Origin of the sequence: Actinoplanes sp. CA-015351 (assembly GCF_050955685.1) — a bacterium.
Classification (GTDB): domain Bacteria; phylum Actinomycetota; class Actinomycetes; order Mycobacteriales; family Micromonosporaceae; genus Actinoplanes.
This window is the reverse complement of record NZ_CP192102.1, coordinates 4,006,872-4,022,589: the sequence shown is the minus strand read 5'-3', so window position 1 is coordinate 4,022,589 and position 15,718 is coordinate 4,006,872. Positions and strand designations below refer to the sequence as shown.

Sequence of the window (15,718 nt, the reverse complement as noted above, 5' to 3'; positions counted from 1 at the left end):
CCCCCTCACCCTTCCTTCGTGGGTACGCCCCAAGCCCCGCCGTGTCGCCAGAAGGGTTCGCCCAGCTCCACCGCATCAAGCCAGGCTTGAGCATCGGTGTCCCCGGCGTCGGCAATCCGTCGCATGAGGGCGGTCGCCTCGTCGACCCGGCCCTGTTGCCCGAGCAGATTGACGAGCGGCCAGAGCAAACCCACGTCGCCGGCCACCTTCGCCTGCAGCAGGACCACAGCCTCGTCGGCGCGGCCCGCAGCGACCATCTGATCGATCCGCCAGGATTCCGCATCCCTGTCGCCGGCATCGGCCAGCGTATTGATCTCTTCCTCACGTCCCATCTGGGCCAGCAGATCCACCAGCTCCCGGCCGCGGAGCAGCGGGATGGCCTCATCGAAGCGACCACGATCGACCAACGCCTGTGCCACCACCTGCCGGCTGCGATAGTCCTCGGGAAACTCGCGCGTCACCTCGACCGCGGCGTCCAGATGGCCCTGCCGGATCAACAGCCCTGCCAACGGGACGGCAGCGTTGCGCCGACCGGTGGCGACCCGGACTCGCAGGAACGCGATCGCTTCGTCGGCACGGGATCCAGCGACGAGTCTGCCGACGAGTTCGTCGACCACGTGCGCGGAAACCGCGTCCGGCCGATCGTTCATCACCACCAGCGCTTCGTCGATCCGATCCGCGCCGATCAGGATCTCCGCCAGCTGGGCGGCGGCATGGTGACCCGGTTCCTTGCGCAGCAGCGCGACGGCCGCCTCGGTGTCACCCTGTTGCGTAAGCACGTGGGCCAGCCACAGAGCCGCCCGTTCGGTTCCGTCGCTGTAAGCCGCCTGTGCTCGCCGGAGCGCCGCCTCGTGATGCCCGTGTTCCAGCAGCAACGAGTCCAGCTGCTGCGAACCGTAGTCCCCGCGGCGGTTCGGGGTCACCAGCCACGCCTCGGCATCGGCCGTCCGGCCGGCCTCGACCAGGTGGATCAGGTAGGCGTTGATGCTGTAGACCTCCCCGGTCTCGGCGATGGCCCGCAGGTCCTCGAAGCGGCCATCGCTGACCAACCGCTCGACCAGTGGACTGTCGCAGTCGCCACGGCTGATCGCTCGGCTGACGGCTTCGTCCAGTTCGCCGGCGTCGGTGAGGTGCTGCATCAGCCTCTTGTCGGCGGCCTGGTCACCGGCGTCGGCGCGAGATCGCAGCTCGTCGATCCTGCCGTGCTCGACGAGGAGCCTGTCCAGGCGTTCACGGTCATGTCGTGCCGACTTCCTGCTGTCCGCAGCGGCCTCCCGCATGATGGCGAGTGCCTGGTCGACGTTCCCGTTCTCGATCCAGATGTCCGCCAGCTGGCTCGCCACGTAACGGTCGCCCTCGTCCCAGCGGCGGCGCAGGACGTCGATCACCTCGTCGGTACGCCCGAGCCTGATCAGCATCGCGGTCAGAGGCCGGGCCGCGGACTCGTCGCCGCGTTCCCATCGGTCGCGGGTCTGCTCGACAGCCTGCTGGAGGGCGAGGTGATCCTGAAGCAGCACGTGCCGGAACTGGTAGGTGGTACCGGCACGCCGGAGCACCGCCCGCCGCCGGTGAGCATCGTCGAGAAAGCGACCCAGCCGAACCGGCAGCCAGCCGGAGAGGACCAGACGGAGATGGGTGATTTGGAACAACAATCGCCGCCAGGCGCCGGCCGCCAAGGTCGCGGTCGCCCCATATACGACGACGACGGTCACCACACTTGCCGTGTCCTGCCCCGTCAGCACGGCGATCGCAACACCGAACATCGTTTTCACGAGCGCGTTGATACCGATCAACAGCCAGCTCAGCGGCTCTGCGGTCAGACGACGGAACCGGTGGTCGAGTTGGCCCGAGTCCTTGGTCAGGATGTTGAACAGCACATGGAGCAGCACCAGAGCAACCGCCGACAGGACGCCGTATGCCAGGTCACGGATGAGGTAGCCGGTCGCGAGGCCGCAGGCCACGACGGTCGTGGGCGGGAGCCGGGCGCCGAACGACCGGCTCCGTAACCACCGGTGCGCTCGCGACTTGTCCACCTGGCCTTCGCCCAGAATGCCCCAGGCGACTCCGGTGGTGAGCACCAGAGCGACCAGCACGGCATCGGCCAGGCGGCCCACCGCCGCACCGGCCAGTGCCGCGCACCCCACAATGATCAGCAGGCCGGTCAGCACGGTGCCGGCTCGGGCAACCCGGGGACGACGGGCGAGCAGGTCCGGTTTGATCTCCCACCAGTGCAGGTCCCGGGTGCCACGCTCGTACAGGTGGTACGCGATCGTGGACAGCCACCGGCGTGCTTTGGCCGGGCGCTCCCCTGCGGTCGGCTCCTCGTATGCGGCTGTCACGAACACGTCCATCAACCGCCGGGCGACGTCCTCCTGTCTGGTGAAGCCGAGCAGCTCGCTGGGCCGGTGAGGATCCTGGCGATAGGCACCGCGGGCCAGGGCGATCATGAGGGCGCTGGTGAGGGCCCGGGACACCGGCGCATCCGCATCCGACCGCATGCGGTGAAACACCGGCTCCCAGAGCGAGCGGCGCATCTCCGGGTAGGACAGATACGCGGTCGCCGTCTCCACCGCGACCGGTTCGATCTCCACCACGGCCGCGCTGGTCAGGATGGTGCCGCCGGAGCGCACGGCGTCCGAGTACTCGGCGCCGCGGCTCGTCACGACCAGGTGGTGCCCGAGCAGGCCGAAGGCCTCCAGTTGGCGGACCGCCTCGCCGCGCTCGCCGGCCGGCAGCTCGTCCAGGCCGTCGAGGATCGGCAGGATGCGTCGGTGGTCGAACAGCCATCGCGCTGCGCGGTCCGGATCGCCGGCGTCGGACAGGACCTTTCGGTACGCGTCCGCGAGCCGCCGGGCCAGGAAGCGTTCAAGCTGTTCGGAGCGGGCCCGCCACTCGTTCACGGCGATGAGCACCGGCACCGGCTGGTCGTCCTCCGGCTTCTCCAGCATGCCCAGGGCCAGGAGCATGGCGAGCACGCTCTTGCCCGCGCCGGGTTCGCCGAGGATCACCATCTGGCGGTTCGGCAGGTCACGGAAGCGGGTGACGATGCCACCCGCGTCGCCGTCCAGGATCAGGGGCAGGCCGGCGCCGGCCGTGCCGTCGCCGAGGACCGCGTCCCAGCCTGCCGCCGGTCGGCCTGTCGCTGACCAGCGGACCATGATCGGGGCCGGGTTGCGGGCCTGCCGGTAGACCAGTTCGGCGCGCAACGTGTTGTGGACGCCGGCGCTGAGTTCGGCGATCAGCCTGGTGTCGTCCGTGACGGTACTGCGGGAGCGGACGAACCACTCGACCAGCACCAGAAGCACGCCGACGCCGCCCACCGGCAGGGCGACGATGTTGGCCCAGCCGGTCCAGCGGCCGAAGGCGTCCTTCGCCGCGGCGAGCTTGCCCGGATCGGCGTCCGCCCCGGACAGAGCCACGACGGTCCGATCCGCGCCCAGGGCCCGGACCAGGACGACCAGGCATCCGATCCCCACGGCGACGCCGACGAGGATCAACCCGAGAAGCTTCGCACGCCACCACCAACGCCACACACTGCGCATCATGGCTGATACGCACCGGTTCGGCGTCCGCCGAACGGGTTACCGGTTCTGACGCTCGATGCCGCGCCGGACGAGGGTGCGGATGCCGGGGAGGGTGATCGCTCGCATCGTCAGTTCGCTCAGCCACACGTGGAAGCGGGTCGGTGGTGCGAACTGGAGCATGCCGCGCTGGGCGGCCGCCTGTCGTTTCACCACGATCGGGCGCAGGGCCGCTTCCCATGCGGTGAGGGCTTCCGGGATGCTCTCGTGGCGCTGGAGTGCGTCGCCGAGCTGGTCGGCGCCGGCCAGCGCGAGGGCCGCGCCGTGGCCGGCGAACAGGGTCACGCACCAGGCGGCGTCGCCGATCAGGACGACGCGGCCGTTGCTCCACTGCGGCAAAACGACCTGGCTGACCTTGTCGAAGTAGGCGTCCTCCGGAATTCCGTTCTCCGGGCACGCGAAGGAAACGTCGCCGAAGGCCTTTCGCAGCGCCACGGCCGGGCCGATCGCCAGTTCGGCGTCCGGGTCGGCGCAGCGGTAGGTGAAGAACGCCGACGACCGTTCCGCTCCGAGGTTGACGGTCGCGGCCGTGCGGCCAGGTCCGATGTACGTGGTCGCGGAACCCTCCGGCGCGTCCGTCAATCCGAAAGCGGCCACCACGTACGGGAAATCGACCCGGAAATCGCCGCCGAAAACTGTCGTCCGGGTCTGCGAGTGAACCCCGTCCGCGCCGACGACCAGGTCGGCGTCCTCGGTGGTGCCGTCGGAGAGCTTTACGCGTACGAAATCGGGGTTTTGATCGATGGTTTTGACGGTGGTCGCGAAGCGGAAATCGGTGTGGACGGCGTTGAACAGGGCCGCTTCGAGGTCGCCGCGGAAAACGGTGAGCAGGCGCGGGCCGACCGCGGCCTCGGCGACGGCGGCCGGGACGGTGAACTTGGGGCGGCCGTCGGCGTGGACAAGCGCAGTGGTGAATACGCCGACCGCTTGTGATCGCAGCGCCGGCAGCAGGCCGAGCCTGTCGGCGGCGTCGTGCCCGGGCCCGAGCAGGTTGACCAGGTAACCACTGCTGCGCCGGGCCGGAGCGCGCTCGACAACCAGGGTCCGCCAGCCGTCACGCTCGAGCCGCAGGGCTGTGGCCAGGCCGGATATCCCCGCTCCGATGATCACCGCACGCTTCATGGTGGTGTCCTCCCCCGGTATGAGCATTTGCTCAAACCACTATGAGCGTTTGCTCATCCCGGCGCAACGCTTAGGATCGGGGTATGCCACGCGGAGTCGCCGTCCCTGAGCCACGGCAGCATCTGTTCGCCGCGCTGGAGCGCGTGATCGCCGCTGAGGGGCCGCTGACCAGCCGGGCCGTGACGCAGGAGGCCGGCGTCGCGACCGGGTTGCTGTTCACGCACTTCGGCAGCTTCGACAATTTCCTCGCCGGGTACGGGGTGGACCGCAGCTTCCAGATCGCGAGCGCGCTGAGTGGGCTGCCAGGGCGGTTCGGGAGTGGCACCGTGGCCGGCAATCTCACCGACGCGGTTCTCGGGCTGCCGTTGCCGGCGGTGCGGACGCTGACCCGGCTGACCGCTTTTCATCCCTCGCTGATCGCCGAGATCGAGGGGGTTCTCGGTGCCGGGAGTGCCGGGGTGCGGGTGGTCGAGCGGGCGGCCGCGGACTATCTCGCGGCCGAGCAGCAGCTGGGCCGGATACCGGCCGGTGTGGACACGTTGTCGCTGGCCCTGGCGGTGGCGGCGGTCGTGGCGTTCACCGGCGAGCCCGGCCTGATCGGCCGGGTGTTCGCAGCGTTGATTCCGGCGGCGTCCGTCAGTTCGGGGTGATTTCGGCGCCCGTCAGTTCGGGGTCATTTCGGCGCCCGTCAGTTCGGGGTGATTTTCGGCGGCCTCGGTCAGCTCCGGGTGAACAGCGCGTTGAGGTCGGGGTAGCTCGCCGCGCCGTCGAGCGCGTCGAACGTGCCCTTGGTCAGCGCCTCCTGGGCGGCGCGTTCGACCAGGCCGTATGCCGCCTGCGCGATCGACGAGCCGAGGCTCACCCTCCGGACGCCGGCGCCGGCCAGCTCGGCGACGGACGGGCTGCCAGGTCCGGCCATCGCGTTGACCGGCAGCGGGGACGCCGCGGTCAGGGTGCGCAGCGCGGCCAGGTCCAGCAGGCCCGGGACGAAGAGGCAGTCCGCGCCGGCCTCGGCATAGGCGGCGGCTCGCGCCAGGACTTCGTCCAGCGCTCCACTGCCGGACAAGAACACGTCGGTACGCGCATTGATCACGAACCCGGAATCGCCGGCTGCTCGGCGGGCGGTTCGGATCAGTGTCACCTGCTCGTCGATCGGGCGTACCGCGTCCTCGATGTTCGCACCCACCGCGCCCGCGTCGATCGTGCCGCGGACAGCGGCGGCGACGTCGCCGTAACCGCTCTCGATGTCGGCGGTGACCGGCACGCCGACAGCCGCGCTGATCCGGCGGACCGCTGTCAGCATCTCCTCGAAAGTGAGGCCTTCGCCGTCCGGACGGCCCAGTGACCAGGCCACTCCGGCGCTTGTGGTGGCGACGGCTTTCGCGCCGGCCCGCACGACGAGGGCGGCGCTGGCCGCGTCCCAGGCGTTCGGCAGCACCAGGACGTCGCGCTCGTGCAGTTCCCGGAAGAGGCTCGCCTTGTCAGTCATGCCGGTCATTCTTCGTCAGACACGGGCGTTGTGGCTGGCGGTTTTCGGCCATCATCGTGGGCATAGTTAGGTGATGACCAGTCGTATCGCTGTGATCGCCATCGACGCGCTCGACCCGCGCCGCATCGCCGAGTTCTGGATGGCGGTGTTCGGCTGGACCGTCGTCGACGAGGACGACGAGGTGATCAGCATCGGGCCGGGTGACAGCGCCGGGCCGGCGGGTTCTGGGCCGGCGGGTTTCGGGCCGACGATTGATGTGGCGCGGGTTCGAGAGCGTAAACAGGTGAAGAACCGGCTGCATCTGGATGTGCGGGCGGACGGCAGCTCGCAACAGGACGAAGTGGCGCGGCTGCTGGCACTGGGCGCCAGTCTGGCCGACGTGGGTCAGCCTGACGATGTGTCGTGGGTGGTGCTCGCCGACCCGGAGGGCAACGAGTTCTGTGTGTTGTCCCGCTCGGTGCAGGACGTCAGTGGCTTGCCTGGTCCTGCCACCGCGTGACCAGGCGTTCCGCCCGGAACTCGTCGGTCATGCCCGTGATGGCCCATGCGACGGCCATCCGCACCTCGTCGTCCGGATGGCCGGCGAGCGGCAGCACCTCCGGTAACGCCTCGCCGGCACGGTGGTACCCGAGCGCCGACACGATCCAGCCCAGCACCCCGGCGTCCGGCTCGTCGCGCAACCGGGCTCGCAGCAGCGGAACCGTCTCGGCGGTGAACGGCCGCCGCCCGTCGTCCTGTTCCGCGCCGATTTCACGCAGGGTCCGCAGCCCGAGCACCCGCTTGATCGGGTCGTCCTCGTGCATGAACGCGGTGGCGTACGCGAAGACCTCCCGGGTCGGCCACTGCTGCACCGCGACGAGGAACGGCACCGGCGCCTCCGGGTCGTCCTCCTCGACCTCACGCCGGGCCCGCCGCAGCAACAGCTCCAGCGGCATCTGATCCGGATCGGGCAGCGGGGCGCTCACGTCATCAGGCCGGCGCGCCGCCGAATCCGATCTCGTTGCCGTCCGGGTCGCGGAAGATCGCTTTGCGTACGCCGTTGTCGTACGTCTCGACCTCTGCGGGCTTCAGCCCCCGACCGGCGATGCCGGCGATCCGCGTGTCGAAGTCGCTGGCGAACACGGTGCTCATGGCGTGCCCGGCGTGCTCCGGCCGTACCTCGATGTAGATGTAGCGGTGCTCGGCGAGTTCCCACACCGCCTCGACGTCGTTGGGCAGAAACGACGGCGGGGCGCCGAGGAGCCGCTCGTACCAGGCCACCGCCACGGCGTAGTCACGCACCGGCACACCCACGAACAGGTCAACGGTCATAGCGACCAGGCTAATCACCCGGGGAAAATGCCAGCGCGAATCACCCGGGCAGCGCGCTAAACGGCGCCCGTCACGTAACGCTGGATCGTCGGCGCGAGCCAGCTGATCGCCGCCTCCCGATCCAAGGCGACCACCGGCGGCAACCGCAGCACATAACGACACAGCGCGAAACCGAGGATCTGCGTCGCCACCAGCCCGGCCCTGGCCGGGACCTCCCCCGGATCAGGCGCGTGCCGAGCCACCACCGGCCCGACCTGCTCCGCGAAGATCGCGGTGATCCGTTCCACCGCCGCGTCCTGCGAGACCGCGGCACGCAGCAGCGCCACCAAGGTCCCGTCCTCCTCCCACCGGACCAGGAAATGCCCGACGAGGTGCTCACCCAGCGACGACGCCGGCACCTCCCGCAGGTCAGGCAACCGCAGGTCGAACTCGGCAGCGGCGGCGAACAGGCCCTCCTCGCGGCCTCGCCGACCAGATCGTCGCCACCGGCGCGACGGTCGAACGACTGCGCCTCTTCGACCGGATCCGCCTCGACCTGTCGAAGCTGCCGTCCCGATTCCCCTACCTGCTGATCACCCCGCAGTACAACGTGGAGCGAGCCCTCGAGGAGCGCGCCGTCAGTCAGGGAGCCCGCATCGTGCGGGGCGCCGAACTCACCACGATCGCCCGGAACGACGACCAGGTCACGCTGACCTTCACCGACGGTCACGGGGCCACGGCCGACTATGTCGTCGGCACGGACGGTGCGCACAGTGCCGTACGCAAGGCCGTTGAAATGCCATTTCCCGGTCAAGCACCCGATCACCCTCGGTGAGATCAGCGACGTCACCCGGCGTGTGCACGGCACCGATTTCGGCATCAGCGAGGCGCGCTGGCTGTCCCGGTTCCACAGCGACGAACGGCAGGCGCCGCAGTACCGGGTCGGCCGCGTCTTCCTCGCCGGCGACGCCGCCCACGTGCACTCCCCGGCCGGCGGGCAGGGGATGAATACCGGACTTCAGGACGCCGCGAACCTCTCCTGGAAACTCGCCGCGACGGTCACCGGGCACGGCGAGGACGGCCTGCTGGACTCGTACCAAAGGAAGCGTCACCCGGTCGGCGAGATGGTGCTGCGCAGCAGCGGCGCCCTGATCCGGATGGCCATGCTGCGGTCGCGCCCGGCGCGCCTCGCGCGCAGCACGCAGGTCGCGCCCTGCTCGCGCTCCCTACCTTCACTCGGCGCGCCACCGGCACGATCTCCGGGATCGGCATCGGCTATCCGGGAGCGCCGCGCGCGGAGGATCTGCCCTGATGGGTACGTGGCGTGGCGCGGGCCGGTCAGTGATCCCGCAACACTTTCACGGCTTGCACCGTGGCGTAACCGCGCCACTCCAGAGCGGCTGCCGGGCTGAACGTCTGGAAGCTGACGTCCCATCCACCGTCGTCGTGCTGCTGGCCGGCGAGGCGATCCCGGTCGGCCGCGATGGCGTCGCCGTCGAAGAAGACGCGCGACGCGGTGCCGGGCCGCGGGGTGAAGTCGAGCGGGTGGAGCACCTCGTCCGCAGCCCCGCCGGCCACCGGCGTCGGGCCGTCCAGGCGCACGAACCCGGCGTAGCGTTCCAGCAGCTTGTGCGCCTGCGGGATGTCGTCGGCAACCGCATCGAGGAAGAGCATCGAGAACATCAGCTCGATCGCGTGCGGCGGCTCCTCCACCCGTTCCATGGTGTCCAGGCACCAGGCCGTCGCGGCCGCGAGCCACGGGTGTTTCGCCACGTCGGGCCGGGTCTTCGCCAGCTGCTGCGCTTGCGCCGCCAGCTGCGTCGTCATGGTCACCGACGAGGCCGGGTCGGCGGCGACCCAGTGCGGGGCGCAGCCGTACGTGTCGGCGAACGGCAGGCTGAACGCCATCCCACCGTCGTCGTTGGAGTGCTCGGCGAGCCAGTCGAGCAGGTGCGGCACCCGGTCGGCGCTGGTGTCACCAACTTCGACGATCACCTCGAGGGCGTGCATGGCGCCGACCGGCTGGCTCGTGGTGGAACGCAGGTCCGGTTCGAGCGCCCAGCCGTACCCGCCGTCGGTGTTGCGGAAGCCGTCCAGCGCGGCCAGCACGGCGGCCGGCGACCCGTCACCGTTCAGGTGATGAAGGCGGCGCCGCTCCAGCGTCCGGGCGTGGGTGGCGATGAACGAGACCGCAGCGTCGAGATCGAAGTCCATAGGACCATCCTCGCACCGGCGGCCCGCGCTTGCAGCGAGGCGCGAGGTGGGACAGCACCCGGGACCAGGCGGTCATCGGGTTTCGTTGATTTCGATGAGGTGGCCGTCCGGGTCGCGGAGGAAGGCACGCACCTCGCCGCCCCACTCCGGCTCGAACGGTTCGCCGAGCAGGCCGACGCCCGCCACCACGAGTTCGGCGCAGGCCCGGCGGCAGTCCTCGACCTGCACCACGATCGCGGCGGCCACAGTGGGTGAGAGCACGTCCGGCGCCCGTAGGACCACATCGGGCCGGTCCGGCGGCGGGTCACCGGGCGTCGCCAGGTGCAGGATCCCGGTGCCGTTGACCAGTTTCGCGTAGGTGGACCACTCGGCGGCCGCCTCGAAACCCAGCCGCCGATAGAAGGCGACGCTGGTCGCGACGTCCCTCACCACCAGAAGAGGAGCAACACCCGAAGCCCGCACGCCCGGAACCGTAACATCGGTGACCGCAAATCTTCCGCCCCTGGCAGACTGCCGCGCATGGGATTCACCCTCATGCACCGCGACGGCGACACTGAGGACGGCGACGTGTCCCGGATCCCGGATCTGCTCGCCGAGCTCGACGAACCCCGCGACGACGAACACCCCGACATCGCCATCTCCGACGACGACACGGCGTGGAGCCTGTCGGCGTTCCAGGGTGGTCTCGTGGTCTGGGAGAACGTCGAGGACTCCGCGGAGCCACAGCACATGGCGAACGTCCCGCGAGCGGAGCTGCACCGCGTCATGCTGCTGGTGGCGGAGGGTCGCCTTGATGAGGTCGGCCGGCTCGACTGGCGGCCGGGTTACCACCCACCGGCACCATAGGAGCTCGGACCGGGGCCGGGTCCCGAACAGCAGCGCGAACGGCCACGTTCGGCCCGCAGACCATCCAGAACTCGACGTGGAGCCGGCAGCTCGCCCCGCCGCTGCGGCCCGCGGCGGCGACCGCCCGCTGCCTGCTGATCACGGCCGCGCGAACCGCTGGGGTGTGCCGCCCAGCGAGTGCACGGCCCGTCGCGGCCGCGTCGAGCATCCCGATCACCGGGCGGTTCCGGGTGTGGTCGCGGTGGTCCGGCTCGTCGCACCGGCCAGTTCGGTTACGGCTCGGCCGTCGCGGTCCTCGTCACCGCTGGTCCGGTCGCCCGCCGGGTGATCCGGGTGACCGCGGCCGTCGACGTCGCCTCGGCCCAGGCAGCGGGCGGTGACCCGGTCAGCGGGATGCCGTACGGGATCGGAGTAGGTTGATCAGTGTGGAAGACGTCGAATCGTGGCCGACGGGCCGGCTGCTGTCCGCGGCGGCCCGGATGGTGGAGAGCCGATTCGACCGATTCCTGGCCGATCTCGACCTCACGCACGCCGGCATGATCACACTGCATCATCTGGCGGGCGGCCCGCGGTCGCAGCGGGAGCTGGCCCAGCTGTGCCGGGTCACCGACCAGACGATGAGCCGGACCATCGAGCGTCTGGCCCGCACCGGTCACGCCGGCCGGGCCGAGGACGCGCAGGACCGCCGCCGGACCCTCGTCAGAATCAGCGCGAAGGGCACCGAGGCCCTCGCGGCGGCCCGCGCCGAGGAGAAACGCTTCGAGAAGGATCTTGGTTACGACGCGATCCGGCCACAGCTGATCGCGCTGATCAAGAAACAGCTCTGACAGCGAGGGCGGCGTGCGAGCGGTGTCCGTCCTCCGACGGGCGCTGCTGACGCTCGATCTCGGCGAACCCGGCGCGCTCCAGGCGATCCATCATGGTGTCGACCGGCCAGCGGTAGGCCGTGGTGACCTTGTGGTCGAACGGTTCCAGATCGTCGCTCTTGAAGAAGCCGAGGACGAGGGTGCCGCCTGGTCTGAGGGCGCGACGAAACCCCGTGAAAACGGTGTCGATCTCGGCGGGCGGGCGGTGGATGGTGGAGTACCAGCTCAGGATGCCGTCGACACCCGTGACGTCGAGGTGGTCCATCGAACCCAGCTGAAAGTCGATGCCCGGGTGGGTCGTCCGGGCGTGCTCGACGAACTCCGGCACCAGGTCGACACCCGACACGTCGGCGCCCAGTCCGTGCAGGTAACCGGTCAGGTGGCCGGGACCGCAGCCCAGGTCCAGGACCCGGCCGGACAGGTGCCGGGCGATCAGGTCCAGGTCGTCGGCGTGGACTTTGTCCGGCGTACCGAAGAGGTTGATGTAAAGATCGGCGATCGCGCCGTAGGCCTCGCGGACGGTCATCGGTAGGCCCCGTGCAGGAAGAGGTCGACCAGGTCCTCGACCGTGACCGGCGCATCCGCGCCGGTGAGCCGCCAGACCCGGCCGTGGAACAGACCGAGGAACGCACCGGCGAGCGCCTCGACGGGAAGCCGCAGGTCGGCCTGGTCGGGCTCGAACAGGGCGACGATCGTCTCCCGGGTCTCGGACACCGACTCGTCGCGAGTCAGCGCCCGCGCGGCGCGGCTGTCCGGCGCGGGCCGCGCCACCGCGCCGCCGAGGGCGTGCAACGCGCCGATGACGGCGCCCATCCGGGTCATGTGCGCGTCGAGCGCGTAGACGGCGTCGGCCAGCCGGGCGGCGAGCGGCTGGTCGAGCGAGATCGAGCGCAGCTCCTCGAGGACCTGGGTGGGGTCCATCGCGGCGGCCACGCAGGCGCGCAGCACCGCGTTCTTGTCGTCGAAGACCCGGAAGATCGTCGCCTCACCGATCCCGGCGGCCCGCGCGATCTTCGCGGTGGTCACGGCCGCGCCGAGCTCGGCCACCAGCGGCAGCGCCGCCTGCACAATCGTGTCCCGCCGCTGCTCAGGTGTCATCCCCGGCGCCCGGCGCCGGTCAGTGGTGGTCGCCATGCCCTGGACTTTACGGAGTGAGCATTCACTCCGTCAACGCCACTTTTGTAGTGCCGGGCGTGTGCATGCGCCGGCGCTCGCCACACTGACCGGCGACGACATCCAGGCGCTGCGGTTCCGGGCCAACCTGCTGATCGCCGTTCCGGGCAGCCGTCGCGGCGGTTGAGCGAACCGGCCAGATCACCGCCGGCGACATCTGCACGTGGCTGTGAGCTACTCACGCCGTCACGCCGGAGTGAGGAACTCCAGGCGGTTGCCGTGGGTGTCCTCGGTGTGGAAGCGACGCATGCCGGGTAGTTCGTCGTGGCCCCAGGTCACCGGGTGGCCGGCGGCTTCCAGTCGGAGCGCCAAGGTCTCGAGGTCGGGCCAGAGGAAACCCGGGTGCGCCTTGCGGGCCGGGCGGAAGCCGGCCTCCACACCCAGGTGGACCTCGATGCCGTGGCCGGCGAACCAGCAACCGCCCCGAGACGCGAGGGCCGCGGGTTTGGGTTTCTCCACCAGGCCGAGCACATCGGAGTAGAAGGCGCGGGAAACCGCCTCGGAACCCGGCGGACAGGCCAGCTGCACGTGATGAATCATACCGCCGATCTTAACAATACGTACGTACGGTTTGGAACGAGTTCGCAGCTCATTGTGGATACTGGGTTGGTGACGATCAAGGCGTTGGTGTTCGACTTCGACGGGTTGCTCATGGACACCGAGACCACGTTGCTGGACAGCTGGCGGTGGGAGTGGCGGCGGCACGGGCTCGAGCTCGACCAGGCGTCATTCTTCGCCGATCACGGTGGTGACGCCAACGAGGAGCGTTACGTCGCGCTCGCCACGGCGGTCGGGCAGGGTTACGACCGGGTGAGCAGCCACGAGCTCCGGATGGAATACCGGGCCGCGCTCAACGCGGCGCTCCAGCCCTCCCCCGGGATCGTCGACTGGCTCGATCGGGCCGCCGAGCTGGGACTACGGCTCGCCGTCGCCAGCAGCTCGCCCATCGATCACGTGGGCGCGCTGCTCGACCGGTCCGGGCTGCTCGCACGGTTCGAGGTTCTGGCCACCGGCGAGGAGGTGGCCGCGCACAAGCCCGACCCCGCCGTTTATCTGCTCGCGCTGGACCGGCTCGGCCTGCCGGGTTCGGAGGCGGTCGCCTTCGAGGACACCGCCCACGGCGCCGCGGCGGCGAAAGCGGCCGGCATGTCCTGCGTGGCGGTGCCCAACCACTACGCCGACCACGCCCGCTTCACCGCGGCGGACATCGTGCTCACCAGCGCGGCAGACCTCCCACTGGACGACGTGATCGCCGCCCTCGCCGCGAAGCTGCCGTAACCAGGTCGCCGGCCGGTCGGAGGCCACAGTCCTCTTCGAGGCTTACGCCCATTGCGGGTGTGGGCACATCCACAGTGGGCGTAACGCTAGAAAAAACATTGAAGGCCGAACCGCGGAGGGCCGCCATGAAGATGTTCCGCCGCACGCTCGATCAGGCGCGGGCGCAGCAGCACCTGGAGGACGAGGTTCGCCGGCTCGGCGCGTTGATCGGGTCCGGGGCGGCCGAGCTCGTCGGCTTCGAGAACCGGGACGGCGGCCATCCCTGGGCCAGCGTCGACGAGAACGGTGTCTATCACTGGGTGGTGACCGAGCGCGGCCGGGAGCTGCAGCACCGCAAGACCCGGGAGCTCGACGAGATGCTGTTCTGGTGTCTTGAGGCGACCACGTGGTCGATGGGCGGTGACTGGGCGCTGCGTCATCCCCTAGCCGGCGAGGAGCAGCGGGTCACCCGCTGGCGCCGGCAGTTCGAACTGCTCGCGACGATCGACCCGGAGTGGTCGCGCCGCGCCCGGCAACGGCTCATCGAGCGGATCAAACCGGCCAGCCTGCCGGAGGGCGGGGTCCCTCCGGCAGACGGCTGAAAACGATCAGAGGACAGACGGCTGAAAGCGATCCGAGGATCAGTGTCCGGGCACCGTGCCGCTGATCTCGTTCGGCACCGCGTCGAGAGTCACCGACCCCTTCACCGCGCCGGTCGCCAGATCGACCTGGTGGACCTTCTTCGTGGCCGGCTCGGTCACGTAGGCCACACTCCCCCGTACGAACAGCGCCGGGCGCGGCTGCTGCCAGTCGATCGGCTCGGTCCACGCGCCGACCACCGGCCACGACGCCGTCAGCGTGCCCGTGGCCGGGTCGGTGACGTGCAGTTTGCCGTCGGTGCCGAGGATCAGTGCCTCACCGTTCGGGCCGCGGCCCAGCGACCGGAAGCTGTAGCTCACCCCGGACGGCATCGGCACCACCTTCAGCGACTTCGCCGCCGTGTCGATCAGGGAGAACTGAGTCGGGGCCTCCCGCTCCGCGTCCGGGTCGATCTTGTAGTCGCCGAGCAGCACCGGTGACGCCTCGGAGCCGGCCTGGTTGCCGATCCGGCTGTAGTCCAGGTCGCTCTTCACCTTCGTGAACGCGCCCTTGCTGAACAGCAGGACACCGTTCTCGCAGCCCAGTGCCACGACTTCGCCCTGCGCGACGGCCTCGCCGTGCACGCCGGGGCACTCTTCGCTGCGGGCGATCTCCGTGCCGTTCTTGTCGAGCGCGATCGCGCCGGAGCGGGACTCCTCGGTGCCCAGGGTGACGATCAGGGTGCCGTCGGTGAGTTCGACAGCGACGCCATGGTGCGGCACCGCCGCCTTGTACTGCCGGCCCTGCGGCTTGCCGTCCGCCAGGCCGGCCGGGTCGAAACTGTTCACCTCGCCGGTGCCGTCGGTGAACAGGATCGTGCGATCACCGTGCCGCACGACGTGCCCCGGCTTGGCCCCCGGATAGGCGATATCGGTCATCTTCCCGGCCACCGCGTCGAGCACCCGGAATCCGTCCGTGGTGGAGACGAAGACGCTGGTGTCATTGCCGGCCGGGTTGACCCGGTTGAAGCCGTCGAGCGCGACGGTGTGCCCGACCTTCAGCGACGAGCCGTCGAGAACGTAGATGCCGCCCTCGTAGGTCACCGTCACCGGGTCCGTCACTGCAGGAGCCGCAGGTGCCGCGGCAGGTTCGCCGGACGACGACGACGCGCAGGCGGTGAGCCCGAGGGTGGCCACGGCGACGAACGCCGCGCCACGGATTCTGGTGCGATTCATGAGATCCTCCCCATTTGCAACTAACAATCATTTTCATTAAGGAACCGACAGTGGTCCCATGACAAG

General features: G+C 69.9%; 21 protein-coding genes. 9 read left to right on the top strand and 12 right to left on the bottom strand.

Annotated features, from left to right (window positions below; translation table 11 throughout):
* Positions 1–5: 5 nt before the first annotated feature.
* Both ACQP2E_RS18435 and ACQP2E_RS18430 read right to left on the bottom strand, forming a co-directional pair.
* On the bottom strand, positions 6–3,533 hold the full coding sequence (locus tag ACQP2E_RS18435) for an NACHT domain-containing protein (protein ID WP_433833283.1): 3,528 nt from the start codon (positions 3,531–3,533) through the stop codon (positions 6–8).
* A gap of 48 nt (positions 3,534–3,581) precedes the next feature.
* Positions 3,582–4,703 (bottom strand): FAD-dependent oxidoreductase, encoded by a 1,122-nt coding sequence (locus ACQP2E_RS18430; RefSeq protein WP_433833281.1) that lies wholly within the window; start codon positions 4,701–4,703, stop codon positions 3,582–3,584.
* Between the two features lie 83 nt (positions 4,704–4,786).
* Between ACQP2E_RS18430 and ACQP2E_RS18425 the strand changes: the two genes are divergently transcribed.
* Entirely contained in the window at positions 4,787–5,353 is a 567-nt protein-coding gene (locus tag ACQP2E_RS18425; RefSeq protein ID WP_433833279.1) for a TetR/AcrR family transcriptional regulator, read from the top strand.
* Between the two features lie 68 nt (positions 5,354–5,421).
* Here ACQP2E_RS18425 and ACQP2E_RS18420 read toward each other — a convergent pair whose 3' ends face one another.
* Positions 5,422–6,192, bottom strand: coding sequence for an isocitrate lyase/PEP mutase family protein (locus ACQP2E_RS18420; RefSeq protein ID WP_433833277.1), 771 nt, complete (start codon positions 6,190–6,192; stop codon positions 5,422–5,424).
* A gap of 91 nt (positions 6,193–6,283) precedes the next feature.
* Between ACQP2E_RS18420 and ACQP2E_RS18415 the strand changes: the two genes are divergently transcribed.
* The gene (locus ACQP2E_RS18415) at positions 6,284–6,691 is read left to right on the top strand and encodes a VOC family protein (protein WP_433833275.1); all 408 of its coding nucleotides are present in this window, start codon (positions 6,284–6,286) and stop codon (positions 6,689–6,691) included.
* On the opposite strand, the gene ACQP2E_RS18410 is transcribed toward ACQP2E_RS18415, so the two are convergent.
* Genes ACQP2E_RS18410 through ACQP2E_RS18400 form a run of 3 tightly spaced genes read right to left on the bottom strand, consistent with a single transcriptional unit; the run spans position 6,660 to position 7,919 of the window.
* Positions 6,660–7,157, bottom strand: a complete 498-nt coding sequence (locus tag ACQP2E_RS18410; protein ID WP_433833273.1) for a HEAT repeat domain-containing protein — start codon at positions 7,155–7,157, stop codon at positions 6,660–6,662. The two genes, ACQP2E_RS18415 and ACQP2E_RS18410, sit on opposite strands and share 32 nt — an antisense overlap.
* 4 nt (positions 7,158–7,161) lie before the next feature.
* On the bottom strand, positions 7,162–7,503 hold the full coding sequence (locus tag ACQP2E_RS18405; RefSeq protein WP_433833271.1) for a VOC family protein: 342 nt from the start codon (positions 7,501–7,503) through the stop codon (positions 7,162–7,164).
* Positions 7,504–7,559: 56 nt separating this feature from the next.
* Positions 7,560–7,919, bottom strand: coding sequence for a hypothetical protein (locus ACQP2E_RS18400; protein ID WP_433833269.1), 360 nt, complete (start codon positions 7,917–7,919; stop codon positions 7,560–7,562).
* Positions 7,920–7,978: 59 nt separating this feature from the next.
* Between ACQP2E_RS18400 and ACQP2E_RS18395 the strand changes: the two genes are divergently transcribed.
* Together ACQP2E_RS18395 and ACQP2E_RS18390 are read left to right on the top strand one after the other, a co-directional pair.
* The gene (locus ACQP2E_RS18395) at positions 7,979–8,317 is read left to right on the top strand and encodes an FAD-dependent monooxygenase (RefSeq protein WP_433833958.1); all 339 of its coding nucleotides are present in this window, start codon (positions 7,979–7,981) and stop codon (positions 8,315–8,317) included.
* Positions 8,274–8,894 carry an FAD-dependent monooxygenase gene (locus ACQP2E_RS18390; RefSeq protein WP_433833267.1) on the top strand — a complete coding sequence of 207 codons (621 nt, stop codon included), beginning with the start codon at positions 8,274–8,276 and terminating at the stop codon, positions 8,892–8,894. The genes ACQP2E_RS18395 and ACQP2E_RS18390 overlap by 44 nt, the downstream gene beginning before the upstream one ends.
* Here the strand turns inward: ACQP2E_RS18390 and ACQP2E_RS18385 are convergent.
* On the bottom strand, positions 8,821–9,696 hold the full coding sequence (locus tag ACQP2E_RS18385) for a hypothetical protein (protein ID WP_433833265.1): 876 nt from the start codon (positions 9,694–9,696) through the stop codon (positions 8,821–8,823). The two genes, ACQP2E_RS18390 and ACQP2E_RS18385, sit on opposite strands and share 74 nt — an antisense overlap.
* Before the next feature lie 72 nt (positions 9,697–9,768).
* A complete protein-coding gene (locus ACQP2E_RS18380) occupies positions 9,769–10,158 on the bottom strand; it encodes a VOC family protein (RefSeq protein WP_433833263.1) in 390 nt (129 codons plus the stop codon).
* Between the two features lie 57 nt (positions 10,159–10,215).
* Here ACQP2E_RS18380 and ACQP2E_RS18375 point away from each other — a divergent pair, with 57 nt between their 5' ends.
* The 3 genes from ACQP2E_RS18375 (at position 10,216) to ACQP2E_RS18365 (ending at position 11,369) form a co-directional block, all read left to right on the top strand.
* Complete coding sequence (locus tag ACQP2E_RS18375; RefSeq protein WP_433833261.1) at positions 10,216–10,542, top strand: hypothetical protein; 327 nt, start codon at positions 10,216–10,218, stop codon at positions 10,540–10,542.
* A 177-nt stretch (positions 10,543–10,719) separates the two neighbouring features.
* Entirely contained in the window at positions 10,720–10,962 is a 243-nt protein-coding gene (locus ACQP2E_RS18370) for a hypothetical protein (protein WP_433833259.1), read from the top strand.
* A gap of 5 nt (positions 10,963–10,967) precedes the next feature.
* Positions 10,968–11,369 carry a MarR family winged helix-turn-helix transcriptional regulator gene (locus ACQP2E_RS18365; protein WP_433833257.1) on the top strand — a complete coding sequence of 134 codons (402 nt, stop codon included), beginning with the start codon at positions 10,968–10,970 and terminating at the stop codon, positions 11,367–11,369.
* On the opposite strand, the gene ACQP2E_RS18360 is transcribed toward ACQP2E_RS18365, so the two are convergent.
* The 3 genes from ACQP2E_RS18360 to ACQP2E_RS18350 form a co-directional block, all read right to left on the bottom strand.
* Entirely contained in the window at positions 11,353–11,934 is a 582-nt protein-coding gene (locus tag ACQP2E_RS18360) for a methyltransferase domain-containing protein (RefSeq protein ID WP_433833255.1), read from the bottom strand. The two genes, ACQP2E_RS18365 and ACQP2E_RS18360, sit on opposite strands and share 17 nt — an antisense overlap.
* Positions 11,931–12,542 (bottom strand): TetR/AcrR family transcriptional regulator, encoded by a 612-nt coding sequence (locus ACQP2E_RS18355; RefSeq protein ID WP_433833253.1) that lies wholly within the window; start codon positions 12,540–12,542, stop codon positions 11,931–11,933. Before ACQP2E_RS18355 ends, ACQP2E_RS18360 begins: the two co-directional genes overlap by 4 nt.
* A 225-nt stretch (positions 12,543–12,767) precedes the next feature.
* Entirely contained in the window at positions 12,768–13,121 is a 354-nt protein-coding gene (locus ACQP2E_RS18350) for a glyoxalase (RefSeq protein WP_433833251.1), read from the bottom strand.
* A 69-nt stretch (positions 13,122–13,190) separates the two neighbouring features.
* Here ACQP2E_RS18350 and ACQP2E_RS18345 point away from each other — a divergent pair, with 69 nt between their 5' ends.
* Together ACQP2E_RS18345 and ACQP2E_RS18340 are read left to right on the top strand one after the other, a co-directional pair.
* Positions 13,191–13,859 carry an HAD family hydrolase gene (locus ACQP2E_RS18345; protein ID WP_433833249.1) on the top strand — a complete coding sequence of 223 codons (669 nt, stop codon included), beginning with the start codon at positions 13,191–13,193 and terminating at the stop codon, positions 13,857–13,859.
* 125 nt (positions 13,860–13,984) lie between these two features.
* On the top strand, positions 13,985–14,440 hold the full coding sequence (locus tag ACQP2E_RS18340; RefSeq protein ID WP_433833247.1) for an Imm63 family immunity protein: 456 nt from the start codon (positions 13,985–13,987) through the stop codon (positions 14,438–14,440).
* Positions 14,441–14,479: 39 nt separating this feature from the next.
* On the opposite strand, the gene aztD is transcribed toward ACQP2E_RS18340, so the two are convergent.
* On the bottom strand, positions 14,480–15,652 hold the full coding sequence (gene aztD / locus ACQP2E_RS18335; RefSeq protein ID WP_433833245.1) for a zinc metallochaperone AztD: 1,173 nt from the start codon (positions 15,650–15,652) through the stop codon (positions 14,480–14,482).
* Positions 15,653–15,718: the final 66 nt, after the last annotated feature.